The sequence below is a fragment of the Pectobacterium punjabense genome (assembly GCF_012427845.1).
GTDB lineage: Bacteria > Pseudomonadota > Gammaproteobacteria > Enterobacterales > Enterobacteriaceae > Pectobacterium > Pectobacterium punjabense.
Genome location: NZ_CP038498.1, coordinates 3165494 through 3188144, shown reverse-complemented (window position 1 = coordinate 3188144; position 22651 = coordinate 3165494). Strand labels below are relative to the sequence as shown.

Annotated in this window: 22 protein-coding genes; 16 read left to right on the top strand and 6 right to left on the bottom strand. The window is 52.4% G+C overall.

Annotation, left to right across the window (positions count from 1 at the left end; genetic code table 11):
* Window positions 1-78 precede the first annotated feature (78 nt).
* Both flk and E2566_RS14505 read right to left on the bottom strand, forming a co-directional pair.
* Window positions 79-1338, bottom strand: a complete 1260-nt coding sequence (flk, locus tag E2566_RS14510) for a flagella biosynthesis regulator Flk (protein ID WP_107169715.1) — start codon at window positions 1336-1338, stop codon at window positions 79-81.
* Window positions 1339-1424: 86 nt separating this feature from the next.
* Window positions 1425-2309, bottom strand: a complete 885-nt coding sequence (locus E2566_RS14505; protein WP_205942481.1) for a DMT family transporter — start codon at window positions 2307-2309, stop codon at window positions 1425-1427.
* 311 nt (window positions 2310-2620) lie between these two features.
* On the opposite strand from E2566_RS14505, the gene pdxB reads away from it, so the two are divergent.
* The 14 genes from pdxB (at window position 2621) to hisP (ending at window position 16374) form a co-directional block, all read left to right on the top strand.
* Window positions 2621-3757 carry a 4-phosphoerythronate dehydrogenase PdxB gene (pdxB, locus tag E2566_RS14500; RefSeq protein ID WP_107169716.1) on the top strand — a complete coding sequence of 379 codons (1137 nt, stop codon included), beginning with the start codon at window positions 2621-2623 and terminating at the stop codon, window positions 3755-3757.
* 131 nt (window positions 3758-3888) lie between these two features.
* The gene (locus tag E2566_RS14495) at window positions 3889-4899 is read left to right on the top strand and encodes an aspartate-semialdehyde dehydrogenase (protein WP_107169717.1); all 1011 of its coding nucleotides are present in this window, start codon (window positions 3889-3891) and stop codon (window positions 4897-4899) included.
* The gene (truA, locus tag E2566_RS14490) at window positions 4899-5750 is read left to right on the top strand and encodes a tRNA pseudouridine(38-40) synthase TruA (RefSeq protein ID WP_233671857.1); all 852 of its coding nucleotides are present in this window, start codon (window positions 4899-4901) and stop codon (window positions 5748-5750) included. The genes E2566_RS14495 and truA overlap by 1 nt, the downstream gene beginning before the upstream one ends.
* A gap of 194 nt (window positions 5751-5944) precedes the next feature.
* Window positions 5945-6607: a DedA family protein gene (locus E2566_RS14485; RefSeq protein ID WP_107169730.1), complete on the top strand. Its 663-nt coding sequence runs from the start codon at window positions 5945-5947 to the stop codon at window positions 6605-6607.
* A gap of 224 nt (window positions 6608-6831) precedes the next feature.
* Entirely contained in the window at window positions 6832-7749 is a 918-nt protein-coding gene (gene accD, locus E2566_RS14475) for an acetyl-CoA carboxylase, carboxyltransferase subunit beta (protein WP_107169719.1), read from the top strand.
* A gap of 105 nt (window positions 7750-7854) precedes the next feature.
* Window positions 7855-9123 (top strand): bifunctional tetrahydrofolate synthase/dihydrofolate synthase, encoded by a 1269-nt coding sequence (folC, locus tag E2566_RS14470; RefSeq protein ID WP_107169720.1) that lies wholly within the window; start codon window positions 7855-7857, stop codon window positions 9121-9123.
* The gene (gene dedD, locus E2566_RS14465; RefSeq protein WP_107169721.1) at window positions 9113-9856 is read left to right on the top strand and encodes a cell division protein DedD; all 744 of its coding nucleotides are present in this window, start codon (window positions 9113-9115) and stop codon (window positions 9854-9856) included. The genes folC and dedD overlap by 11 nt, the downstream gene beginning before the upstream one ends.
* A gap of 176 nt (window positions 9857-10032) precedes the next feature.
* Window positions 10033-10533 (top strand): colicin V production protein, encoded by a 501-nt coding sequence (gene cvpA, locus E2566_RS14460; protein ID WP_005969889.1) that lies wholly within the window; start codon window positions 10033-10035, stop codon window positions 10531-10533.
* A gap of 20 nt (window positions 10534-10553) precedes the next feature.
* A complete protein-coding gene (gene purF / locus E2566_RS14455; protein WP_039298357.1) occupies window positions 10554-12071 on the top strand; it encodes an amidophosphoribosyltransferase in 1518 nt (505 codons plus the stop codon).
* Window positions 12072-12292: 221 nt separating this feature from the next.
* A complete protein-coding gene (locus E2566_RS14450; protein WP_010285043.1) occupies window positions 12293-12865 on the top strand; it encodes a UbiX family flavin prenyltransferase in 573 nt (190 codons plus the stop codon).
* A gap of 414 nt (window positions 12866-13279) precedes the next feature.
* A complete protein-coding gene (locus E2566_RS14445) occupies window positions 13280-14059 on the top strand; it encodes a lysine/arginine/ornithine ABC transporter substrate-binding protein (protein ID WP_107169722.1) in 780 nt (259 codons plus the stop codon).
* A 127-nt stretch (window positions 14060-14186) separates the two neighbouring features.
* Entirely contained in the window at window positions 14187-14876 is a 690-nt protein-coding gene (locus E2566_RS14440; protein WP_107169723.1) for a histidine ABC transporter permease HisQ, read from the top strand.
* The gene (locus E2566_RS14435; RefSeq protein ID WP_107169724.1) at window positions 14869-15585 is read left to right on the top strand and encodes an ABC transporter permease; all 717 of its coding nucleotides are present in this window, start codon (window positions 14869-14871) and stop codon (window positions 15583-15585) included. The genes E2566_RS14440 and E2566_RS14435 overlap by 8 nt, the downstream gene beginning before the upstream one ends.
* A 15-nt stretch (window positions 15586-15600) precedes the next feature.
* Complete coding sequence (gene hisP / locus E2566_RS14430; RefSeq protein ID WP_107169725.1) at window positions 15601-16374, top strand: histidine ABC transporter ATP-binding protein HisP; 774 nt, start codon at window positions 15601-15603, stop codon at window positions 16372-16374.
* A 49-nt stretch (window positions 16375-16423) separates the two neighbouring features.
* Here the strand turns inward: hisP and E2566_RS14425 are convergent, their stop codons facing one another.
* The 3 genes from E2566_RS14425 to yfcG all read right to left on the bottom strand — a co-directional run bounded on the left by E2566_RS14425 (window position 16424) and on the right by yfcG (window position 18742).
* Window positions 16424-17329: a TIGR01777 family oxidoreductase gene (locus tag E2566_RS14425; RefSeq protein ID WP_107169726.1), complete on the bottom strand. Its 906-nt coding sequence runs from the start codon at window positions 17327-17329 to the stop codon at window positions 16424-16426.
* Window positions 17330-17621: 292 nt separating this feature from the next.
* On the bottom strand, window positions 17622-17993 hold the full coding sequence (gene folX / locus E2566_RS14420; protein WP_107170548.1) for a dihydroneopterin triphosphate 2'-epimerase: 372 nt from the start codon (window positions 17991-17993) through the stop codon (window positions 17622-17624).
* 122 nt (window positions 17994-18115) lie between these two features.
* Window positions 18116-18742 carry a GSH-dependent disulfide bond oxidoreductase gene (gene yfcG, locus E2566_RS14415; protein WP_107170547.1) on the bottom strand — a complete coding sequence of 209 codons (627 nt, stop codon included), beginning with the start codon at window positions 18740-18742 and terminating at the stop codon, window positions 18116-18118.
* Window positions 18743-19005: 263 nt separating this feature from the next.
* Here yfcG and yfcE point away from each other — a divergent pair, with 263 nt between their 5' ends.
* A complete protein-coding gene (yfcE, locus tag E2566_RS14410) occupies window positions 19006-19557 on the top strand; it encodes a phosphodiesterase (RefSeq protein WP_107170546.1) in 552 nt (183 codons plus the stop codon).
* 123 nt (window positions 19558-19680) lie between these two features.
* Entirely contained in the window at window positions 19681-20346 is a 666-nt protein-coding gene (yfcD, locus tag E2566_RS14405) for an NUDIX hydrolase YfcD (RefSeq protein WP_107170545.1), read from the top strand.
* A gap of 161 nt (window positions 20347-20507) precedes the next feature.
* On the opposite strand, the gene pta is transcribed toward yfcD, so the two are convergent.
* Window positions 20508-22646, bottom strand: coding sequence for a phosphate acetyltransferase (gene pta / locus E2566_RS14400; protein WP_107170544.1), 2139 nt, complete (start codon window positions 22644-22646; stop codon window positions 20508-20510).
* Window positions 22647-22651: the final 5 nt, after the last annotated feature.

Here is a 22651-nt window from a genome sequence, read left to right as displayed (position 1 = left end):
GAAAGCTGAGTGGCGTGATTAAGGTGTACTATCGTAGTGCGGTTAGGTTTAACACGTATTGCGCAGACTAATTTTGCGCTACAGCAGCACCCAGAGCAGAAATGCAGCCACGCAGGTGCTGATAATCACCAGAAACATCGGCTTGTGGAACAGGGATTGCCAACTGAGCGGTAGCGATGCAATCAATGGGTTAAACAGCGGATGTAGCAACTGTGAGGTCGTCGTCCAGTCAGTTTCCTGTGAGCGCTGAATTCGTTGCGTAAACAGGAGCGTCAGCAGATCGCTGACCTGCATCGGCGTCAGCGGGGTTTGCAAGCCGATATTGAAACGATTCTGTGTGTAATCTATCAGTAATTGTTGTTCCTGCGCGGTCATAGGCTGTTGTAACAGAGCCTGCAACGGAGCGAGGTTCGGGGAAAGCAGGGTGCTCTGTATTGGCTGTGATGATGAGAGCGTAGTTGTTGATGCCGAATTTGCATTTGTCGCGTTAGCCGTATTGGTTGTGTTGGCTGCCAGCGATTCCTGAGGTGTGCCAGCCGTTCCCGTATTGGTCGGCGTTCCCTGTGGCGTCAACGTGGTGCGAAGCAGTGTCTGCGTCTGTTGCAGTTCAACTTGCGCTTGCAGGAACTGCGTGAGTAGCGGCAGGTGCTTGAACGGGATGGCGTCGCCAGGGGTAAGATTCTGCATCGTCATCAGGTTACTCAGCACTCTCGCGGGTTGTTCCCCTGTCATGGTTGCTAGCCGAGTGACTAACTGATTCAAGCTGCGCTGTTCAACTGGTGAGAGCGGACGCTCAGGCGAATTAGGTGCCTGAGCCGCTTGCGGCGCTGAGGTCGGTGCTGTTGACTGCGGAATCTGCCCATTTTGTAGCAGTGTCACAACCTGCTGTAGCTGCGTTTTACTTAGCGCACTTAGCGTGGTACTACCGAACTGTTGACGGATGAAATCACTGACTGCCTGACGATTATTGCCCTGAGACAGCATATCTGTCAGGCGCTGAAGCAACGGCTGGCGGCCGCTGTTATCTTGCGCCTGCGTTAGGCGCGTCTGGAGTATTTGCTCGGCTGGTTGGTAGTGGCGGGACTGTAGTTCATTATTTTCTGCTAGCCCTAACCCCTGTTTTACTGTCGTCCAGACTTCCGCCGCCTTTGACGTTGTCAGCGCAGCAACTTTAAGCACCAGATTTTCCAGCGTGGTTCGCTGTGCCAGCGTCAGCGGCCGATCGTCACTGGTGGAACCTGCGGCGTTAGAGGATGTAGATGAGGTTGACGATGTCGTTGTCGGCGTAACCGCACGTTCGCCGGGCAGCGGGGCACCTGGGCCACTTACAGGTTGCATATTGGTTATCCTCACTGCCGTCATGATTGAGATGAATCATAGCAATCTCCCGTGGCGGCCGATAGTCATGCGTCGCCTAAAACGCACTAATCACTCGAAGTACGCCCTAACGGGACGCGCAAACGCTGGGCGAGGATAACACCGAGTAGCGTAATGCCTCCGCCAACCAGATGATAATGGTGCAACGGTTCATGTAAAAAACCAATCGCAATCACTGCCGCAAAGATTGGCGTCAGGTTCATAAAGATGGCGGCCTTGCTGGCTCCCAGACGCATCACCCCTTGAATCCACAGAAAAGGTGCAATAATTGAGGCCATGATGCCTGCGAAAATCACCAGCGGCAGATTTTGGGCATTGAGCTCAACATTCTCTGTCAGCAAGAAATTGGGAATCAGTACCACCACGCCAAAGGCAATTTGCACGTAGAGCGATACCCAGTTGGGCAGCGGAATGCTCCAGCGTTTGGTTAACACGCCATAGAGTGCGTAGGACAGCGCGGCACAAAACATCATGAATTCACCGGGGCCGATGCCTTGCGCCAGAATCTGTTCGGGATGTCCCTCGCCAATCAGCCAGACGATTCCTGCCAGTGACAGCAGGCTCCCGAGCAGCACGCCCAGCGTGGGTGCCACGCGTAGCAGAGGAATGCTGAGCAAGACGGTGAGTAGCGGCACGAGCGACCCCATGATCCCCATCATCACGGCGCTGATTGTGTGTGCGGCGTAGTAGGCCAGACTTTGGTACAACACCATGCCGAGCAAACCCAACGCCAGCAGTTTCCACGCGTGCTGGCGAATGGCTGCGGCATGGTGGCGCAGGGCTGGCAGCATGAACGGTGTCATGACAAGAAATGCCAGTAGCCAGCGGTAAAATGAAATAGCTGCGGGATCGATGACGGTAGCGGAGAGTTTGTTGACAATGACGTTAACTGACCAGATCAGGACGGCGATGGTGGGAAATAGGGCGTTCAACGTTGGGTTTCTCACAGCAGACCAGACGGCAAATACATCGGTTACCCGTCTGGTTGATAAAAATGGGCAAGTGCCACAATGGCAAACAACATAACAGAGCCACGTGACGGCGATCAACCCAGTCTGGCTTTCAAGCAGCACGAGCTTGCTACGATAAATTACCGTCTATCGCAGGAATGATGGCGCTACAATATCGACGTGAACCGATGGCGGAAAGGGATCGCATCGTAATTGCCTTGGGTTTCTGCACCATTCGGTGGCAAAATATCTCCCCGCTTTTTTTGGCTGGCTACAGGTTACCGGAGAAGAGAATGAAGATTCTGGTTGATGAGAATATGCCGTATGCCCGCGAGCTTTTCAGCCGTTTGGGTGACGTTCAGGCCGTACCGGGACGCCCTTTACCGCGCGATTTGCTGGCAGGCGCTGATGCGCTGATGGTGCGATCGGTCACGAAAGTGAACGCGGATCTGCTGTCTGGCGCAGCGGTAAAATTTGTCGGCAGCGCGACGGCAGGCACCGACCATGTTGATGAGCCCTGGCTTAACGCTAACGGCATCGCGTTTTCCGCTGCCCCCGGCTGTAATGCCATTGCGGTAGTAGAATACGTGTTTTCTTCTTTGCTGATGCTGGCCGAACGTGATGGTTTTCAACTGCGCGATAAAACTGTCGGTATTGTTGGCGTGGGGAATGTTGGGAGACGTCTGGATACACGCCTGAAAGCCTGGGGGGTGAAAACGCTGTTGTGCGATCCGCCGCGAGCCGATCGCGGTGAGGCGGGCGATTTCCTGCCGCTGGAAACGCTGGTGCGTGATGCTGATATTTTGACGCTGCATACGCCGCTGTATCTTGACGGGCAGTACCGGACACATCATTTGGTCGATGCCAACGTGCTGAATGCATTTGCGGACGGACGTATTCTGATTAACGCCTGCCGTGGCCCAGTGGTGGATAATGTTGCATTGCTTGAGGCGCTGCAACAGGGTAAAAAACTTAGTGTGATTCTTGATGTGTGGGAACCCGAACCCGCGTTATCGACCGATTTGCTGGCGCGAGTGGACATCGGTACGGCGCATATCGCAGGTTATACGCTGGAAGGAAAAGCACGTGGCACCACACAGGTTTTTGAAGCCTGGAGCGAGTTTATTGGAACACCGCAGCAGGTTGCGCTTTCATCGCTTTTACCTGATCCGGACTATGCCGAAGTGACATTAACCGCACCGTTGGATGAGTCGTTGCTAAAACGTCTGGTGCATCTGGTGTATGATGTGCGCCGAGACGATGCGCTATTGCGTCACGTTGCGCATCAGGAAGGCGAATTCGATCGCCTGCGTAAACATTATCAGGAACGACGCGAATGGTCGTCACTCCATGTCATCTGTGCCGATGCTGAAAGCGCAGATTGTCTGAACTCGCTGGGATTCACCGCGTCGGTGCGGGGCGCACGCTAGCGGCGTTCCTCTCGCGACGGTGTTGCGCGAGTATGATTCTTTTTTTATTCAGGAACTGACAGACGGTGTCGCTATCGTCTGTCGGTTTCCTTCATGATTTGTGTTTCATTCAAAATTTGGGAGAGAACCAAATGTCTGACGGCTGGAATATCGCTCTGCTGGGCGCAACGGGTGCAGTAGGCACGGCGTTACTGGAATTATTGCAGGAACGCGAATTCCCAGTGGGTGAGCTGTATCCGCTGGCCAGCGAACGTAGTGCGGGTGAAACCATACGTTTTAACGGTCAGTCTTGTCTGGTCACCGATGTGGCCGATTTTGACTGGTCGCAGGTGCAATTGGCGTTTTTTGTCGCCGGCCAAGATGCCAGCGCCCGCTATGCGGAAGAGGCCGGGGATGCTGGCTGTCTGGTCATCGACAGTAGCGGCCTGTTTGCGCTGGAGCCGGATGTGCCGCTGGTCGTACCGGGTGTGAATACGCATACGCTAGCGGATTATCGTAACCGCAATATCGTTGCGGTGGCGGATAGCCTGACCAGCCAACTGCTGACGGCGATTAAACCACTGACTGATGCAGCAGGGCTGTCGCGCCTGCATGTCGTCAATATGCTGTCAGTTTCTGCACACGGTAAAGCGGCGGTAGACGATCTGGCTGGGCAAAGTGCCCGTTTGCTGAATGGTATTCCGCCTGAAGAGGGACTATTTCCGAAACAGCTGGCGTTCAATCTGTTGCCTTTACTACCGGACGACGCGGGCAGCGTACGCGAAGAACGGCGTTTGGTGGATCAGGTGCGTAAGGTTTTGCAGGACGAAGGGCTGCCGATTTCCGTGACCTGCATTCAGTCTCCGGTGTTCTATGGCCACGCACAGGTTGTTCATCTTGAGTCGCTGCGTCCGCTGTCTGCGGAAGAAGCGCGTGACGAACTGCTTAATGCCGGAAATATTGAAGTCAGCGACGAGCAGGATTACCCGACGCAGGTGGGGGATGCTTCCGGCAATGGGCAACTGAGCGTCGGTTGTTTGCGTAATGATTACGGTATTCCTGAACTGCTGCAATTCTGGTCCGTCGCCGATAACGCGCGCTTTGGCGGTGCGCTGATGGCGGTGGCAACGGCAGAATGCCTGGTGCAGGAGTATCTTGGGTAATGTCGGAAACCACTCAGGCAGCGGCTATTCAAGCCACCGCCGTTGCGGAAAACGAACGCGCTACGCTAAAAATTGCGCTAGGCATTGAGTATGACGGTAGCCAGTATTATGGCTGGCAGCGTCAGAGTGATGTCGCTAGCGTACAGGCCTGTCTTGAAAAGGCGCTGAGCAAAGTCGCGGATGAACCGATAGAAGTGTTTTGTGCCGGACGAACCGATGCCGGAGTTCACGGCACTGGGCAGGTTGTGCATTTCACCACGCAGGCGATCAGAAAAGATGCTGCCTGGACGATGGGCGTCAATGCGAATTTACCGCCAGACATCGCCGTGCGTTGGGTGAAAACGGTAGATGAAGATTTCCATGCGCGCTTCAGCGCAACGGCTCGCCGCTACCGCTATGTTATCTACAATCACCGCTATCGTCCTGCCGTGCTATCGCATGGCATGACGCACTTTTATCACCCGTTGGATGTGGAGCGGATGGAACGCGCAGGGCAGTGCCTGTTGGGGGAAAATGATTTCACCTCTTTTCGCGCAGTACAGTGTCAGTCGCGTACGCCATGGCGCAATGTAAATCATTTAAAGGTTACACGTCACGGTGACTATATCGTGGTAGATATTAAGGCCAATGCGTTTGTTCATCACATGGTGCGCAACATCGTTGGTAGTCTGATGGAGGTCGGGTGTGGCAATCGTCCCGAGCCGTGGATTGCGGAACTGTTGGCTGCCAAAGATCGTACGCTGGCAGGCGCAACGGCCAGAGCCGAAGGGCTGTATTTGGTGGCGGTAGATTACCCCGCGCGTTTTGCTTTGCCACAGCCGACGATGGGGCCGCTTTTTTTAGCGGATTGATGTTTTTTGCTGTAACAAGTGCGCCTTTTGCGTGTTGCATGCTGCCGGATGGCTGTAAATCAAAAGCCGTATGCAATGCGTGATAAGGTCGATTTGAATTAGCGTGCTATACGCAAGGCAACACGGATTGTACGGCTGCCTTGCGTATATCGACCGCGTGCGTTCGATAGACATTCTTGGGAGAAGATGTTGTGGTGGAGTTCATACAGTTTATTATTGATTTTATTCTGCACATTGACGTTCATTTGGCGGAACTGGTGGCGCAATATGGTGTCTGGGTTTATGCCATTTTGTTCCTGATTTTATTCTGTGAAACTGGGCTGGTGGTGACACCATTCTTACCGGGAGATTCGCTGCTGTTTGTTGCTGGGGCGCTGGCGGCGCTGCCGTCGAACGATCTGAATGTGCATACGATGGTCTTTTTGATGATTGTTGCTGCGATTACGGGCGATGCAGTGAACTACACGATAGGACGACTGTTCGGTGAGAAGCTATTTAGCAACCCGAATTCAAAGATTTTTCGCCGTAGCTACCTGGATAAAACGCATGCGTTTTACGCGCGTCACGGCGGCAAGACGATAATTCTGGCACGCTTTGTTCCGATTGTGAGAACATTTGCGCCGTTTGTTGCCGGGATGGGGCACATGAGCTATCGGCATTTTGCCGCCTATAATGTGGTAGGTGCATTACTGTGGGTGCTGTCGTTCACCTATGCGGGCTACCTGTTTGGCGATTTACCAGTGGTGCAGGAAAATTTGAAATTACTGATTGTCGCGATTATTTTTCTCTCTATCCTGCCGGGTATTATTGAAATTGCCCGTCACCGTAGAGCAGCTTCGCGTGGCAATGTAAAATAAGTGAAGTATTTTAACATCCGGTTTGACCAGTTTTTTATCCACAGTCCCGGAACGTTATGGTTTAATGGGCAGCATTTATGGTCTGTTCTTGGGAACACCCTTGGTGCCGATGCCTTTGTACCGCGATTGTCGTGCGTCTCAGGCATTTTTTCATTGGCAATGTTGTCAGGGAATAACATGAACAGCGGACTGGCATTTGCCAGGTTCAAGCAGAAAGGTTATCAATGAGCTGGATTGAACGAATTCTTAACAAAAGCAATATCACACCGACCCGTAAAGCGAACATCCCTGAAGGGGTCTGGACAAAATGTGATAGCTGCGGTCAGGTTCTTTATCGTGCTGAGTTGGAACGCAATCTGGGGGTCTGCCCGAAGTGCGATCACCATATGCGTCTTTCCGCGCGTGCCCGTCTACAGGCTTTTCTGGATAAAGAAAACACTGTCGAGCTGGGAAGCGAACTGGAACCGAAGGATGTCCTGAAATTCCGGGATTCCAAAAAATATAAAGATCGTCTGGTTTCTGCGCAGAAACAGTCCGATGAGAAAGATGCGCTGGTCGTCATGAAAGGGACACTTTACGGCATGCCGGTTGTAGGCGCGTCGTTTGAGTTTGCCTTCATGGGCGGTTCAATGGCGTCCGTCGTCGGGGCGCGGTTTGTGCGTGCCGTTGAGCAGTCACTGGAAGACGGCTGCCCGCTGGTGTGTTTCTCTGCCAGTGGCGGTGCACGTATGCAGGAAGCGCTGATGTCGCTGATGCAAATGGCGAAAACCAGTGCCGCATTGGCGAAGATGCGCGAGCGCGGCTTGCCTTATATCTCCGTGCTGACCGATCCAACCATGGGTGGCGTTTCTGCGAGTCTGGCGATGCTGGGTGACCTGAATATTGCGGAACCGAAAGCGTTGATCGGTTTTGCAGGCCCACGCGTTATCGAACAAACCGTGCGTGAAAAACTGCCGCCGGGCTTCCAGCGTAGTGAATTTCTGATTGAGAAAGGGGCGATTGATATGATCGTTCGTCGCCCTGAAATGCGCTACAAGCTGGCCACCATCCTTGCCAAACTGACGAATCATCCAGAACCGGGCAATGATGATGGGGAAACCCGTAGCGATGCACCATCTGAATCATCACGGGATGACGCATAATTGACATGATGGGCTGGGCGTGTGGCATTCGACTTCGCCGTTCTCGACGGTATTGTAATGTGCACGCTCTGCCCGCAATGAACCGTAAGCCAGTGAACGGGACTCATGGATACACTTCAAATACCTCAAGCCACGTCACCTTTGGTCACGTGGCTTCATTATCTTGAGCATCTGCACGCTCAGGCCATTGATTTAGGTCTGGAACGCGTTAAGCAGGTTGCTGAACATCTCCAACTGCTACAGCCTGCCGCAACTATTTTCACTGTCGCGGGGACAAACGGCAAGGGAACCACCTGCTGTACGCTGGAATCTATTCTGTTGGCCGCAGGCCTACGGGTTGGCGTGTACAGTTCACCTCATCTTGTGCGCTATACCGAACGGGTGCGTATTCAAGGCAAAGAATTGTCGCAAGCACAGCATACCCAAGCGTTTGCAGATATCGAAGCAGGAAGGGGGGCAGTATCGCTCACCTATTTTGAATTCGGTACGCTGTCTGCACTGCAACTCTTCAAGCAAGCGAATCTGGATGTCGTCATTCTGGAAGTGGGGTTGGGCGGGCGTCTGGATGCGACCAATATTGTGGATGCGGATGTCTCGGTGGTAACCAGTATTGCGATCGACCATACCGATTGGCTAGGTAATGATCGGGAGAGCATCGGCCGTGAGAAAGCGGGGATATTCCGACACAATAGACCTGCCGTTGTCGGTGAGCCGGAAATGCCGGAAACGATCGCCGATGTTGCCGCTGAGAAAGGTGCACAGCTGCGTCGGCGCGGTCGCGATTGGGAGTTTTCAGTTCAGCGCGAGACGTGGAGCTGGCAGGATAAACAGCGTGAATTGTCGCGTTTGCCATTGCCCAATGTTCCACTGCCCAACGCCGCTACGGCATTGGCTGCGTTGCACTATTCTTCATTGAATGTGAGCGAAGAGGCGATTCGTCAAGGCTTACAGCGCGCGGCATTACCGGGTCGTTTTCAGATAGTACAGGAATCACCTCGGTTGATTCTTGATGTTGCACACAACCCTCACGCGGCGGCCTATCTGGCAAATCGTTTGGCCGGGTTACCGAAAACCGGAAAAGTGCGTGCTGTTGTTGGTATGCTGGCGGATAAAGATATCGCGGGTACGCTGGCTCATTTAACGCCGTTGATTGATGAGTGGTATTGCGCACCGCTGGAAGGGCCGCGTGGCGCAACGGCGCAGCAGCTTGCCGAACACCTGACGTGCAGCCAGTCGTTCCCCAATGTCGTTACCGCCTGGCAGCAGGCGATGTCCGACGCGGCGGAGCAAGATATCGTCATTGTGTGTGGGTCTTTTCATACGGTAGCGCATGTGATGGAAGCGCTGGATGAGGAGAAGGCGAATGGCGAGTAAATTTCAGAATCGATTAGTTGGCACGGTCATTCTGGTCGCGCTGGGCGTGATCGTCTTACCCGGCCTGTTGGATGGAAAGAAAAAGCACTACGAAGATGAGTTTGCATCGATTCCTCTGATCCCCAAGCCGGGCGATAGCAATGAGATGGAATCCCTACCCGCGCTGAACCCGTCGTTGCCGAACCTGCCACCGGAAGGGGCGATGCAGAACAGCCCGGAAGCCGAAACGCCAGAAGCTAAATTACCTGAAACCAAGGCACCTGAAACTTCCACACCGCCATCATCATCTCGCTCAGGTACCAATACACCAGCCATGACGGCACCGCCGGTGGTGGTTGAGCGTCCGCCAATTCAGACGCCAACGCCTGTGACACCGAAGCCTCAGCCAAAACTTGAGCCTAAGCCAGAAGTGAAACCGAAGCCTGAACCTAAACCGGAGCCGAAACAGGAAGTGAAGCCTGAAACGCAGCCGACGCAGCAAGCGCCGGTCGGACAGGCCTATATTGTGCAGCTCGGTGCGTTGAAAAATGCGGATAAGGTGAACGAGATTGTCGCTAAGCTTCGTCTCTCTGGCTATCGCGCGTATACCGTACCGTCAACGCCAGTTTCAGGACAAATCACCCGTATTTACGTGGGGCCGGATGCCTCGAAGCAGAAACTAGAGTCTTCTCTGGGCGAACTGCAACAGTTAAGCGGGTTAAGCGGGCAGGTGCGAGCACATTCCGTTCGCTGAGAGACCGATAGAGAATAGAATCAGGCGTGACGGATTGTGGGTTTTTTCGCCTGATTATCTATCGGTGAAATCGGCGGAAATACGCTACGCAAACGTTTTCTTTTTCTGTTAGAATGCGCCGCGAACAGGATGACGTAGCGGCTTATCGGTAGCATCGTTCATTATTAGGATAGTTCATGGTTTGGGTTGATTACGTCATTATTGGCATCATCGGATTTTCGGCTTTGGTTAGCCTGATCCGGGGGTTTGTTCGTGAAGCGCTGTCGTTAGTAACCTGGGGATGTGCTTTTTTTGTTGCCAGTCATTACTACGCCTACCTCGCGGTCTACTTCACCCGTTTTGATGATGAACTGGTGCGTAACGGCATTGCGATTGCCATTCTGTTTATTGCAACGTTGATTGTGGGAGCTATCGTCAACTATGTGATTAGTTCACTGGTTGAACGTACCGGATTATCCGGCACCGATCGCGTTCTGGGCATCTGTTTTGGTGCGCTGCGCGGGGTGCTGATCGTTTCCGCACTGCTATTCTTTCTGGATACGTTTACCGGTTTTTCACAAAGTGATGACTGGAAGCAGTCCCAGTTAATCCCGCAGTTCAGTTATATTATCAGGTGGTTTTTTGACTACCTGCAAAGCACGTCAAGTTTCTTGCCGCAGCATTTATCGCTGCGGTAGCGCTGAGAGGAAAAGACACCATGTGCGGTATTGTCGGTATCGCCGGTTTTACACCGGTCAACCAGTCGATTTATGACGCGTTAACGGTGTTGCAACACCGTGGGCAGGACGCTGCGGGTATTGTAACCATCGATGCCTTTAATTGTTTTCGCCTGCGTAAGGCCAATGGCCTGGTGAAAGATGTGTTTGAAGCGCGGCACATGCAACGCTTACAGGGCAACATGGGGCTTGGCCATGTGCGTTATCCGACGGCGGGTAGTTCCAGCGCTTCGGAAGCACAGCCTTTCTATGTTAACTCTCCGTTCGGCATCACGCTGGCTCACAACGGTAACCTGACGAACGCCCACGAACTGCGTAAAAAGCTGTTCGAGCAGGAGCGCCGTCACGTTAACACCACGTCTGACTCTGAAATTCTGCTGAATATTTTTGCCAGAGAGCTGGATCGTTTCCAACATTATCCGCTGGAAGCCGATAATATTTTTGCGGCTGTTGCCGCAACGCACCAGCAAATTCGCGGTGCCTATGCCTGTGTTGGCATGATTATCGGTCATGGCATGGTGGCGTTCCGCGATCCTAACGGTATTCGTCCGCTGGTCATCGGTAAACGCGATCTGGAAGATGGCCGCAGTGAATACATGGTAGCGTCAGAAAGTGTTGCGCTGGATACGCTGGGCTTTGAGTTTTTACGCGATGTTGCGCCGGGAGAAGCGATCTACATTACGGAAAAAGGGCAGCTGTTTACCCGCCAGTGCGCAGAGAATCCAAAGAGTAACCCGTGCCTGTTCGAATATGTCTACTTCGCTCGCCCGGACTCTTTCATCGATAAAATTTCGGTCTACAGTGCACGCGTTCGCATGGGTCAGAAGCTCGGTGAAAAGATTGCACGCCAGTGGGAAGATCTCGATATCGATGTTGTGATTCCGATTCCTGAGACCTCTTGTGATATCGCGCTGGAAATTGCGCGTATTATCAACAAACCGTATCGTCAGGGATTTGTGAAGAACCGCTATGTTGGCCGTACCTTTATCATGCCGGGACAGCAGGCGCGTAAGAAATCTGTGCGTCGTAAGCTGAACGCCAACCGTGCCGAGTTTCGTGACAAAAATGTGCTGTTGGTCGATGACTCCATCGTGCGTGGTACAACGTCGGAGCAGATTGTAGAGATGGCGCGTGAAGCGGGAGCTAAGCGTGTTTATCTGGCCTCCGCGGCACCGGAGATTCGCTTTCCTAACGTGTATGGCATCGACATGCCAAGCGTTAATGAACTGATTGCTCACGGTCGCGAAGTGGATGAGATCTGTAAGATTATTGGCGCAGATGAGCTGATATTCCAGGATCTTGACGATCTGATCGATGCGGCGCGTGAAGACAATCCGGATATTGCTCAGTTCGAATGTTCGGTGTTCAACGGGATTTACGTGACGAAGGATGTCGATCAAGGCTATCTGGATTATCTGGAAATGCTGCGTAACGACGACGCTAAAGCGCTGCGTAGCCAGAATGAAGTCGAAGATCTGGAATTGCACAACGAAGGTTAACGGCTAGTCGTACATTCAGGCTGGTTTTATTGAAGGGGGAAGACGCGAAAGTGTCTTCCCCCTTGTCGTATGTAGAAAACAGGTTGTGTATAGAAAATTTTGGTTGTTTATAAAAGCATCGTTTCGGTGCTTGCCCTTGCTTATCGCCAATCAATGCGGCAAAGTTTGCGCAGATGATTTTCCCGCGTTTCTGCTGACGCGGCTAGCTAGAGGCAGTAAGAATGAAGCGACTCATTGTAGGGATTTCCGGTGCCAGCGGTGTCATTTACGGCATCCGACTGTTGCAGGTGTTACAGACGCTGGAAGGCATTGAAACCCATCTGATCATGAGTCAGGCGGCTCGCCAGACGCTGGCGCTAGAAACCGATTTTAGCCTGCGTGACGTACAGGCGTTAGCCGATGTGGTGCATGACACGCGTGATATCGCTGCCAGTGTTTCTTCGGGGTCGTTTAAAACGGCGGGAATGGTGATTTTACCCTGTTCGATAAAAACCCTTTCCGGGATTGTGCATAGCTACAGCGACAATCTATTGACCCGCGCGGCTGATGTGGTGCTGAAGGAGCGCCGTCCTTTAGTGTTGGGCGTGCGTGAAACGCCGTTACATTTAGGGCATTTACGGCTGATGACCACCGCCGTTGAGCTGGGGGCGATAATCATGCCGCCGGTGCCTGCGTTTTATCATCGCCCAGAAAGTGTGCAGGATATTGTCGATCAGACGGTTAATCGTATTCTGGACCAGTTTGACATCGACCTGCCAAAAGATCTTTTTATCCGCTGGCAAGGTGCGTCGTAGCAGGATAGAGACCCAGACACGCTATTTTTTTCTCTCGGGGCGGTAAACTTTTACTGCCCTTTTTTTGTGCCTTTTTATCACATTGCACCAATTTTGTGCGCAAAAGCACCGAAATGGTGCGTTTGGTTGTTTGTATTCATGCCAATGTTATCTATCCTTATTGTTACGCGCCAAAAAATTCCCTTTAAAAATATTGCAGAATCAAATAGTTAACCTTTATTTTCTGCACGTTTCGGTCATGGGGTTTTTACGACATCCCTACGTTCATTGTGGCATGAAAACTGCTACAAAAACGGTAATAGTCGGCGCAGAAAACAAGTAGCACTCACATCGTTCATTTTTAAAGCGATTTACTCTAAATAATTCCGACATTGACGACACATGACATCAATCACTCATGATAAGGGTAGCAATATGAAGAAACTGATCAAAGTCTTGCCGTTGGCACTCATTCTGGCTGCGGGCAGCGCGATGGCGGAGATTCCCAAGAATATTAAAATCGGTACCGATCCTACCTATGCGCCTTTTGAATCCAAAAATGCCAGCGGTGAACTGGTCGGGTTTGATATCGATCTGGCGAAAGAGTTGTGTAAGCGTATTGAAGCTAACTGTACGTTTGTGGAAAGTGACTTTGATGCGTTAATTCCCTCTCTGAAAGCTAAAAAAATTGATGTCATCATCTCTTCTCTGTCCATTACAGAAAAACGTCAGCAGGAAATTGCCTTCACCGAGAAGCTATATGCGGCTAATTCTCGTCTGATTGCGAAGAAAGGGGCGAATATTGAGCCAACGCTGGCTTCGCTGGGCGGCAAGCGTGTCGGCGTACTGCAGGCGTCAACGCAGGAGGCTTTTGCCAATGCGAACTGGCAGCCTAAAGGCGTTGAGGTTGTTGCTTATCAAAATCAGGATCTGATTTACGCGGATTTGGCCGCAGGTCGCGTCGATGCTGCTTTCCAGGATGAAGTTGCGGCAAGCGAAGGTTTTCTGAAGCTCGATATGGGCAAAGACTATGCGTTTGCTGGCCCAGCAGTAAAAGATGACAAGTTCTTCGGTGTGGGTACCGGTATGGGGCTGCGTAAAGCGGATACTGAGCTGAAAGCCGCGCTGGATAAAGCCTTTGAAGCGATGCGTAAAGATGGCACTTACGATACGTTCGCGAAAAAATACTTCGATTTTGACGTCTACGGCGGCTAACTTCTCCTAACGAGTCACACTCTGTAGCGGAATCATAGGGTAATACGACATGGGATCGTTCCTCCCATGTCGTCTTCCTGACGATGACGCGCTGTGCCATTAACCGCTATTTCAACGGATATCATTGATGCTCTATGGCTATGCCCCGCTAATTCTGGATGGTGCCATCATGACGCTGGAACTGGCAGTGAGTTCGCTACTGCTGGCACTGGCTATCGGCCTGATGGGCGCGTCGGCGAAGCTGTCCTCCAACCGCCTGCTGGCTGGGGGATTTTCCTGTTATACCACGTTGATTCGCGGTATCCCCGATTTGGTGCTGATGCTGCTAATTTTTTATGGGCTGCAAATAGCCTTAAACGGCGTGACGGAATCGATCGGTCTGGAGCAGATTGACATCGATCCTTTGACTGCCGGGGTTATTACGCTGGGCTTTATTTATGGTGCGTATTTCACGGAAACTTTTCGTGGTGCCTATCTTGCCGTGCCGCGTGGACAGATCGAAGCTGCGGTGGCTTTCGGTTTCTCTCCTCTGAAAGTGTTCCGTCGCATTCTGTTCCCTTCCATGATGCGCTTTGCGCTACCGGGGATCGGCAATAACTGGCAGGTGATCCTGAAAGCAACGGCACTCGTCTCACTACTTGGCCTGAATGATGTGATTAAGGCGACACAATTGGCCGGCAAGGGCGCGCACGAACCGTTTTATTTCGCACTGGTTGCTGGGGCGCTGTACCTGATTTTTACCACCGTTTCTAACGGCGTGTTGTGGTGGCTGGAGCGGCACTATTCGCAGGGAGTCAAGAAAGTAAATTATGAGTGAGATCCTGCAACAATATTGGCAACCGCTGCTGTGGAGCGATGGTTATCGCCTGACTGGTCTGGCGATGACGCTCTGGCTGCTGATTTCTTCCGTGGCGATCGGCGGACTGATGGCGCTGCCGCTGGCGATTGCCCGCGTGTCACCGCGACGCCGATTCAGCTTCCCGGTTTGGCTATTCACCTATGTGTTCCGCGGCACGCCGCTTTACGTGCAGCTCTTGGTGTTCTATTCCGGCGTGTATAGTCTGGAAATCGTGCGCGGCACCGATCTGCTGAATGCCTTTTTTCGCAGCGGGCTGAACTGCGCCATTTTAGCGCTGGCGCTCAATACCTGTGCGTATACCACGGAGATTTTCGCGGGGGCAATTCGCTCCGTACCGCATGGGGAAATTGAAGCCGCCAGAGCATACGGTTTTTCCCGTTTTAAGCAGTACCGCTGTATTATTTTGCCAGGTGCGCTGCGTATTGCATTGCCAGCCTACAGCAACGAAGTGATTCTGATGCTGCATTCGACGGCGCTGGCTTTTACCGTGACGGTGCCGGACATTCTGAAGATCGCACGCGATATTAATGCGGCCACCTACCAGCCGTTTTATGCGTTTGGCATTGCTGCGGTGATCTATCTGGCGATCTCATTTGTATTAATCGGGCTGTTCAGAAGGGCAGAGCGGCGCTGGTTACGTCATCTTTATACCCGTTCATCTCATTAAGCGCAGGAAAAAAGCATGTCGAATAAAAAATTGATGGTGACGGAACTGCGTAAACGTTATGGCCAGCATGAGGTGCTCAAAGGGATCTCATTGCAGGCGAAAGCGGGTGACGTTATTTCGATTATCGGGTCGTCTGGTTCGGGAAAAAGTACCTTACTGCGCTGCATTAATTTTCTGGAAAAGCCCTGTGAAGGGGCGATTTACGTCAGCGATCAGGAAATCCGCATGGTGCGTGACACTGACGGACAGTTGAAAGTTTTTGATAAAAAGCAGCTTCAGATGCTGCGGACGCGTCTGACGATGGTGTTTCAGCACTTCAACCTGTGGAGCTTCATGACTGCGTTGGAGAACGTGATGGAAGCGCCGATCCAGGTATTAGGGCTCAGTAAAGCGGAAGCACGTGAGCGTGCGGTGTTCTACCTGAATAAAGTTGGGATTACGGATTCTGCCCAACAGAAATACCCGTCGGATCTTTCCGGTGGTCAGCAGCAGCGTGTATCTATTGCGCGGGCGCTGGCGATGGAGCCTGAAGTGTTGCTATTTGATGAACCGACGTCGGCGCTCGACCCCGAACTAGTCGGCGAGGTCTTGCGCATCATGCAGCAGTTGGCGGAGGAAGGGAAAACGATGGTGGTGGTGACGCATGAGATGGAGTTTGCCCGCCATGTTTCCAACCACGTTATCTTTTTGCATCAGGGTGTGATCGAAGAAGAAGGGCCACCGGAGCAGCTTTTCGGTAGCCCGAAAAGTGCGCGGTTGCAGCAGTTTCTCTCCGGCGCGTTGAAGTAAATTTCGGGGCTGATGATTATCAGCCTCAGATGTTTCTCTCAGCACTGAGTCAGCTCGGTTTCTTGATGACGTCCTGTAGGGCTTCTTCCAGCTCAAAGAAACGGAAACCAAATCCCGCAGCTTCTAATCTCTGTGGGATGGCACGTTGCCCGCCCAGAACCAGCGTTGAAGCTTCGCCCATCAGCAGTTTGATCGCAAAAGCGGGGGCTCGCAGAAAACCGGGGCGATCCAATACGTGTGCCAGCATGGCGGAAAATTGTTCATTATGAACTGGATAGGGCGCAACCATATTGAAGGGGCCGCGCAATATCGGCTGGTCCAGCAGGTAGATAATGCCGTTAACCATGTCATCAATATGAATCCACGGCATGTATTGTCTGCCGGAGCCCATCGGCCCGCCGAGCCCAAAGCGGAAAATCGGCAGCATTTTTGCTAGCGCGCCACCCTGTGGCGAAAGAACAATACCGGTACGTAGCAGGCAGACGCGCGTGTTATCGCTTTCCGCAGACAGCGCCAGCGCTTCCCAGCGGGCGCATAGGTGATGTGTGAATTCATCAACCGGTGGTTCCTCTTCCGTGACCAGCGCTTCGCCCTGATCGCCATAGTATCCGACGGCAGATCCTGAGATAAAAACGGCGGGGGGTTCACTGCTGGCCTTAATCAGTGTGGCAAGCTGTTCGGTGATACTCCAGCGACTCTGTGCCAGACGCTGCTTTTGTTGCGGCGTCCATCGTTTATCGGCAATCGGTTCGCCCGCCAGATTGATAACGCCATCAAAGTCGTTCAGTGAGGTGATATGACTCAATGTTGACAAGTATTCGACCTGGTTGCCGAGAACACCTCGGGCGCGCTCAGGATCGCGTGTCAGTACCGTGATGTGGTGGGAAAGCAGCTGTAATCGTTGGATAAGATGGCGACCAATAAGGCCGGTTCCGCCTGTAATGAGTAGTTGCATCGCTCCCCCTTTATACTCGTCATACTTCAAGTTGCATGTGCGTTGGCTTCATTACTCGGCACACTGGCGTGTACCTCGCCCCGTTGGGGCCGCTGCAAGCAGCGTTCAAACCTGCCTCTGGCAGGTTTGTCAGTCACCCGAATCACTTACTTGAGTAAGCTCATCGGGATGAAATGAGAGACATCCAGTCTCTCACCGAAGGCCAGCCGTTGGCTGGTCAAATTCGTTCCCGACGAATTTGTCCTTCCCTTGCCGCCTGCCTGAAACTCGAATTATTTAGAGTATATGAACTTCATGCCTTGTGATAACGCAGGGTCATGGAAACCGAGTCGGCGTATCGCAGGGCAAACGGTTTATCTATTTCTACTTCAGCATAGGTTATCCAGTCGTGATCGCTGGCGATGTTGAGCACATCCTGCGTTAATTTTTCCAGCAAAGCGAAGCGGTTATCTTCTACGTGGCGAATAATATTTTTGGTGATGGTACGGTAGTTCAATGCATCGACGATATTCTCGCTGTTACGTGCCTGCTCTGCTGGGTAGTGAATCACAACGTTGATGATCACATCCTGCTTATTCGTGATTTCCTCATCTTTAATACCAATGAAGGTGCGTAGTCGCAGATTTTTTATACGAATAATAGCGTCAGAATGGTGATATGGCATTGCTCGGCCCTCGGTTGCTTCTGTTACCGCGAATAAATCACAGCGTCAGGGTATCGTTAACAATAATATGTTGATTACCATAGCAGAAGATATCCAAAGGCCGAATGAGATGTTCCAGAATTTTATTGCTCTGCTCGCTGATACGCTCGTTGCGTTGCCGGGCGTTCGTTGATGCGCGTATACCACGCCTTCACCGCTGGATAATCATCAAGGTCGACGCGCTGGCGGGTGTAAGAAACTACCCACGGATAGGTCGCAATATCGGCAATACTGTAATGTTCTCCTGCTAGCCACGGGCTGTCCTGTAGGTGCTTATCCAGCACGCGATACAGGCGCTGTGTCTCTTGCTGATAGCGCTCAATGGCGTAAGGCACTGGCTGAGGCGCGTAGTGGTTAAAATGATGATTCTGCCCCAGCATAGGGCCGAAACCCGCGACTTGCCAGAACAGCCACTGTAGCGTGGCTGTGCGTTCACGTAATGATGAACTCAGCAACACGCCGTATTTTTCTGCCAGATAGAGTAGGATCGCCCCTGATTCAAACAGGCTGATTGGCGTATCGCCCTCCGCAGGTTGCGTGTCGACAATCGCGGGAATTTTGTTATTAGGCGAGATGGCCAAAAACTCTGGCTTGAACTGTTCACCTTTGCTGATATTCACGCGGTGGAGTTGGTAAGGGAGATTAGCTTCTTCCAGAAACAGGGTGATCTTATGCCCATTGGGGGTTGGTGCGTAATACAGGTCAATCATGAATCATGTCTCCGTTTTAATTCAGAAAAACATCATGGAACTGTACGGCAGTTGATCGCTTCAGAGAGCGATGCGCTGTCAGAATAGCGTATTGGGAACGGGTTCTTACCCTACCACTTCTACGAGCGAAAAATAAGCGATGGCGTACGCTGTTGCACGATCTTTACCGGAAGCGTACTGCCAACTTTGGTAGACTACGTCCTATCGTTGGGTGAGCGTATTGTGGATATAACATTGTGGTATAAACGCGGTGGAGATAAGCGATGAAGTTGATGTTTGCGTCCGACATACACGGTTCTCTTAGTGCAGTAGAACGTGTGCTGGCGATCTTTGAGCAAAGTCATGCCGACTGGCTTATTTTACTGGGCGATTTTCTTAATCATGGCCCACGCAACCCGCTGCCGGAAAAGTATCAGCCCGCGGATGTGGCTGCCCGGTTGAACGCTTATGCATCACGCATTATTGCCGTGCGCGGGAATTGCGACAGCGAAGTTGACCAGATGCTGTTGACCTTTCCGATAACGGCACCGTGGCAACATGTGCTATTGCAACAGAATCGCCTTTTCCTGACGCACGGTCATCTTTATCATCCCGAGAATCTACCGCCGCTGCACACGGGAGATGTGCTGGTATATGGTCATACCCATATTCCGGTTGCTGAGCAACGTGGGGAGTACTATTTTTTTAACCCCGGCTCAGTAAGCTTGCCGAAAGGGGGATTCCCTGCGAGCTATGGTTTACTTGAGCAAGGCGAGCTGCGGGTTCTGCCGTTACACGGTGGCGAGCCTATTGCGCAGGTTGCGATTAGGCACTAATTTATCGTATACCCTGTTTTTGGCCTTGAACAATGGCAAGGTAGCAGGGAATATTCATTGTAAAGATCGATCATTTAAAACAGACGCGCGTAGCAACGTGCCAATACTAAAGGGTTTCAGAGGATGGCGGAACAAAGTCAGGCTGCAGGCACAGAGTGGGTTGATATCGTCAATGAAAACAACGAGGTAATTGCTCAGTCAAGTCGTCAGCAGATGCGTGCACAGAGTCTTCGCCATCGCGCCACTTACATTGTTGTGCATGATGGCATGGGTAAAATTCTGGTGCAGCGCCGGACGAAAATCAAAGATTTCTATCCCGGCTGGCTGGACGCGACAGCAGGCGGTGTGGTCCAAAGCGGCGAACAGATGCTGGAATCCGCACGTCGTGAAGCTGAAGAGGAGCTGGGCATCGCTGGCGTACCATTCGCAGAACACGGTTTGTTCTATTACGAAGGTGAAAATTGCCGAGTGTGGGGGGCGTTGTTTAGCTGCGTTACCCATGGGCCGTTTGCGTTACAGGAAGAAGAAGTTGATGAAGTCAGTTGGCTGACGCCGCAAGAGATCACCGCACGCTGCGATGAATTTACGCCGGATTCACTGAAAGCGCTGTCGCTGTGGTTGACGCGCTATAGCGATCGAGAATATGGCAAGCCGATTTCACGTAAGTTGAACGACGCGGTAGAAGCGGCTACTGCACCTGTTATTAATGATGAAAGTATTAATGACGAAAATCTTCATGATGAAAACGGCAGCAACGCTGAACCATCGGAAACTGATTCGCAGAAATAATCTGCGCCTGCCTCGCCGCGACTTTCTCTCTGCGCCTGCCTCGCCGCGACTTTCTCTCTGCGCCTGCCTCGCCGCGACTTTCTCTCTGCGGCGTCTTATTCCTGCTCTTCCAAATAACAATGCCAGCCCGAAGGCTGGCATTTACGTCATCATGAAGATGATTAGAGCTGTGTAGCCTGAATGGCGGTCAGAGCGACGGTGTAAACGATGTCGTCTACCAGTGCGCCACGAGACAGGTCGTTAACTGGTTTGCGCATGCCTTGCAGCATTGGCCCGATGGAGATCAGGTCGGCAGAACGCTGTACCGCTTTGTACGTAGTGTTACCGGTGTTCAGGTCAGGGAAGATGAACACGGTAGCTTTACCCGCAACAGGTGAGTTTGGTGCTTTAGACTGTGCAACGTCTGCCATGATAGCGGCGTCATATTGCAACGGACCATCGATAACCAGGTCAGGACGTTTTTCTTGCGCCAGACGGGTCGCTTCACGCACTTTCTCAACATCGCTACCCGCGCCGGAGTTACCGGTAGAGTAGGAGATCATTGCAACACGTGGATCGATACCGAATGCCGTTGCAGAGTCAGCTGATTGGATAGCGATTTCAGCCAATTGCTCTGCGGTCGGATCTGGGTTGATGGCGCAGTCGCCGTAAACCAGAACCTGCTCAGGCAGCAGCATGAAGAACACGGAAGATACCAGCGAGCTGCCCGGTGCAGTTTTGATCAACTGTAATGGCGGACGGATGGTGTTAGCGGTGGTATGAACGGCACCGGAAACCAGACCATCAACTTCGCCTTGTTCCAGCATCAACGTACCTAGAACGACGTTATCTTCGAGCTGTTCGCGTGCAACCACTTCGGTCATGCCCTTGCTCTTACGCAGCTCAACCAGGCGTGCAACATAGCGCTCACGCACGACAATCGGATCGACAATTTCGATGCCTTTGCCCAGTTCTACGCCCTGAGCGGCGGCAACGCGTTGAATCTCTTCCGGGTTACCGATCAGCACACAGTGTGCAATGCCACGCTCGGCACAAATTGCAGCGGCTTTAACGGTACGTGGCTCATCGCCTTCTGGCAGAACGATACGTTTGCCAGCTTTGCGCGCCAGTTCAGTAAGCTGATAGCGGAACGCCGGTGGAGACAGACGGCGTGAACGCTCAGATTCAGCGCTCAGAGAATCGATCCACTGAGTGTCGATGTGGCGTGCGACATATTCCTGCACTTTCTCGACGCGCTGGCGGTCATCAGCCGGTACTTCAAGGTTGAAGCTTTGCAGGCTGAGTGAGGTTTGCCAGGTGTTGGTATCGACCATGAATACCGGCAGGCCAGTTTGGAAGGCGCGCTCGCACAGCTTGGCAATGCTTGGGTCCATTTCGTAGCCGCCAGTTAGCAGCAGGGCACCGATTTCTACGCCATTCATAGCAGCCAGACAGGCGGCAACCAGAACATCAGGGCGGTCAGCGGAGGTCACCAGCAGTGAACCCGGACGGAAATGCTCCAGCATGTGAGGAATGCTGCGTGCGCAGAAAGTCACAGATTTAACGCGACGCGTCTGAATGTCACCTTCATTGATGATACGGGCATTCAGGTGCTTCGCCATATCAATGGCACGCGTGGCAATCAGGTCAAAACTCCACGGGATGCAGCCCAGAACCGGCAGCGGGCTGTTAGCGAACAGCTGCTTAGGGTCGATGTTGGCAACGCTGGCTTTCGTGGAGTCATCAAAGATTTCAGACAGGTCAGGACGTGTACGGCCTTGGTCATCTACCGGTGCATTCAGTTTGTTGATGATCACGCCAGTGATATTTTTGTTTTTGCTGCCGCCGAAGCTAGAACGTGCCAGTTCGATGCGGTCTTTCAACTGGGCCGGAGAATCATTGCCCAGCGCCAGTACAAAGACGATCTCTGCGTTCAGCGTTTTGGCGATTTCATAGTTCAACGCGTTAGCAAACTGGTGCTTACGGGTAGGAACCAGACCTTCAACCAGAACGACTTCAGCATCTTTGGTCGTTTCGTGGTAGCGCGCGATGATTTCTTCCATCAGCACGTCTTGCTGGTTGGAGCTCAGCAGGGCTTCAACACGGCTCATCGCCAGTGGTTCTGCGGCATTGATAGCAGAATTAGCACGGATAATAGTGGTCGTCTGATCTGGCGTATTGTCGCCACTGCGCGGCTGAGCGATAGGTTTGAACACGCTCAGGCGGACGCCTTTCTGTTCCATGGAGCGAATGACACCCAGGCTGACGCTTGTCAGACCGACGCTGGTGCCAGTTGGGATCAACATGATTATACGGGACACGGCCG

Excerpts from the sequence above, each read along its gene's own strand:
- E2566_RS14425 (WP_107169726.1), bottom strand. The coding sequence starts at position 17,329 with ATGCAACTACTCATTACAGGCGGAACCGGCCTTATTGGTCGCCATCTT.
- hisP (WP_107169725.1), top strand. The coding sequence starts at position 15,601 with ATGTCGAATAAAAAATTGATGGTGACGGAACTGCGTAAACGTTATGGC.
- folC (WP_107169720.1), top strand. The coding sequence starts at position 7,855 with ATGGATACACTTCAAATACCTCAAGCCACGTCACCTTTGGTCACGTGG.
- flk (WP_107169715.1), bottom strand. The coding sequence starts at position 1,338 with ATGCAACCTGTAAGTGGCCCAGGTGCCCCGCTGCCCGGCGAACGTGCG.
- E2566_RS14440 (WP_107169723.1), top strand. The coding sequence starts at position 14,187 with ATGCTCTATGGCTATGCCCCGCTAATTCTGGATGGTGCCATCATGACG.
- pdxB (WP_107169716.1), top strand. The coding sequence starts at position 2,621 with ATGAAGATTCTGGTTGATGAGAATATGCCGTATGCCCGCGAGCTTTTC.
- E2566_RS14445 (WP_107169722.1), top strand. The coding sequence starts at position 13,280 with ATGAAGAAACTGATCAAAGTCTTGCCGTTGGCACTCATTCTGGCTGCG.
- E2566_RS14495 (WP_107169717.1), top strand. The coding sequence starts at position 3,889 with ATGTCTGACGGCTGGAATATCGCTCTGCTGGGCGCAACGGGTGCAGTA.
- folX (WP_107170548.1), bottom strand. The coding sequence starts at position 17,993 with ATGCCATATCACCATTCTGACGCTATTATTCGTATAAAAAATCTGCGA.
- dedD (WP_107169721.1), top strand. The coding sequence starts at position 9,113 with ATGGCGAGTAAATTTCAGAATCGATTAGTTGGCACGGTCATTCTGGTC.
- E2566_RS14435 (WP_107169724.1), top strand. The coding sequence starts at position 14,869 with ATGAGTGAGATCCTGCAACAATATTGGCAACCGCTGCTGTGGAGCGAT.
- cvpA (WP_005969889.1), top strand. The coding sequence starts at position 10,033 with ATGGTTTGGGTTGATTACGTCATTATTGGCATCATCGGATTTTCGGCT.
- E2566_RS14450 (WP_010285043.1), top strand. The coding sequence starts at position 12,293 with ATGAAGCGACTCATTGTAGGGATTTCCGGTGCCAGCGGTGTCATTTAC.
- yfcE (WP_107170546.1), top strand. The coding sequence starts at position 19,006 with ATGAAGTTGATGTTTGCGTCCGACATACACGGTTCTCTTAGTGCAGTA.
- yfcD (WP_107170545.1), top strand. The coding sequence starts at position 19,681 with ATGGCGGAACAAAGTCAGGCTGCAGGCACAGAGTGGGTTGATATCGTC.
- purF (WP_039298357.1), top strand. The coding sequence starts at position 10,554 with ATGTGCGGTATTGTCGGTATCGCCGGTTTTACACCGGTCAACCAGTCG.
- yfcG (WP_107170547.1), bottom strand. The coding sequence starts at position 18,742 with ATGATTGACCTGTATTACGCACCAACCCCCAATGGGCATAAGATCACC.
- truA (WP_233671857.1), top strand. The coding sequence starts at position 4,899 with ATGTCGGAAACCACTCAGGCAGCGGCTATTCAAGCCACCGCCGTTGCG.
- accD (WP_107169719.1), top strand. The coding sequence starts at position 6,832 with ATGAGCTGGATTGAACGAATTCTTAACAAAAGCAATATCACACCGACC.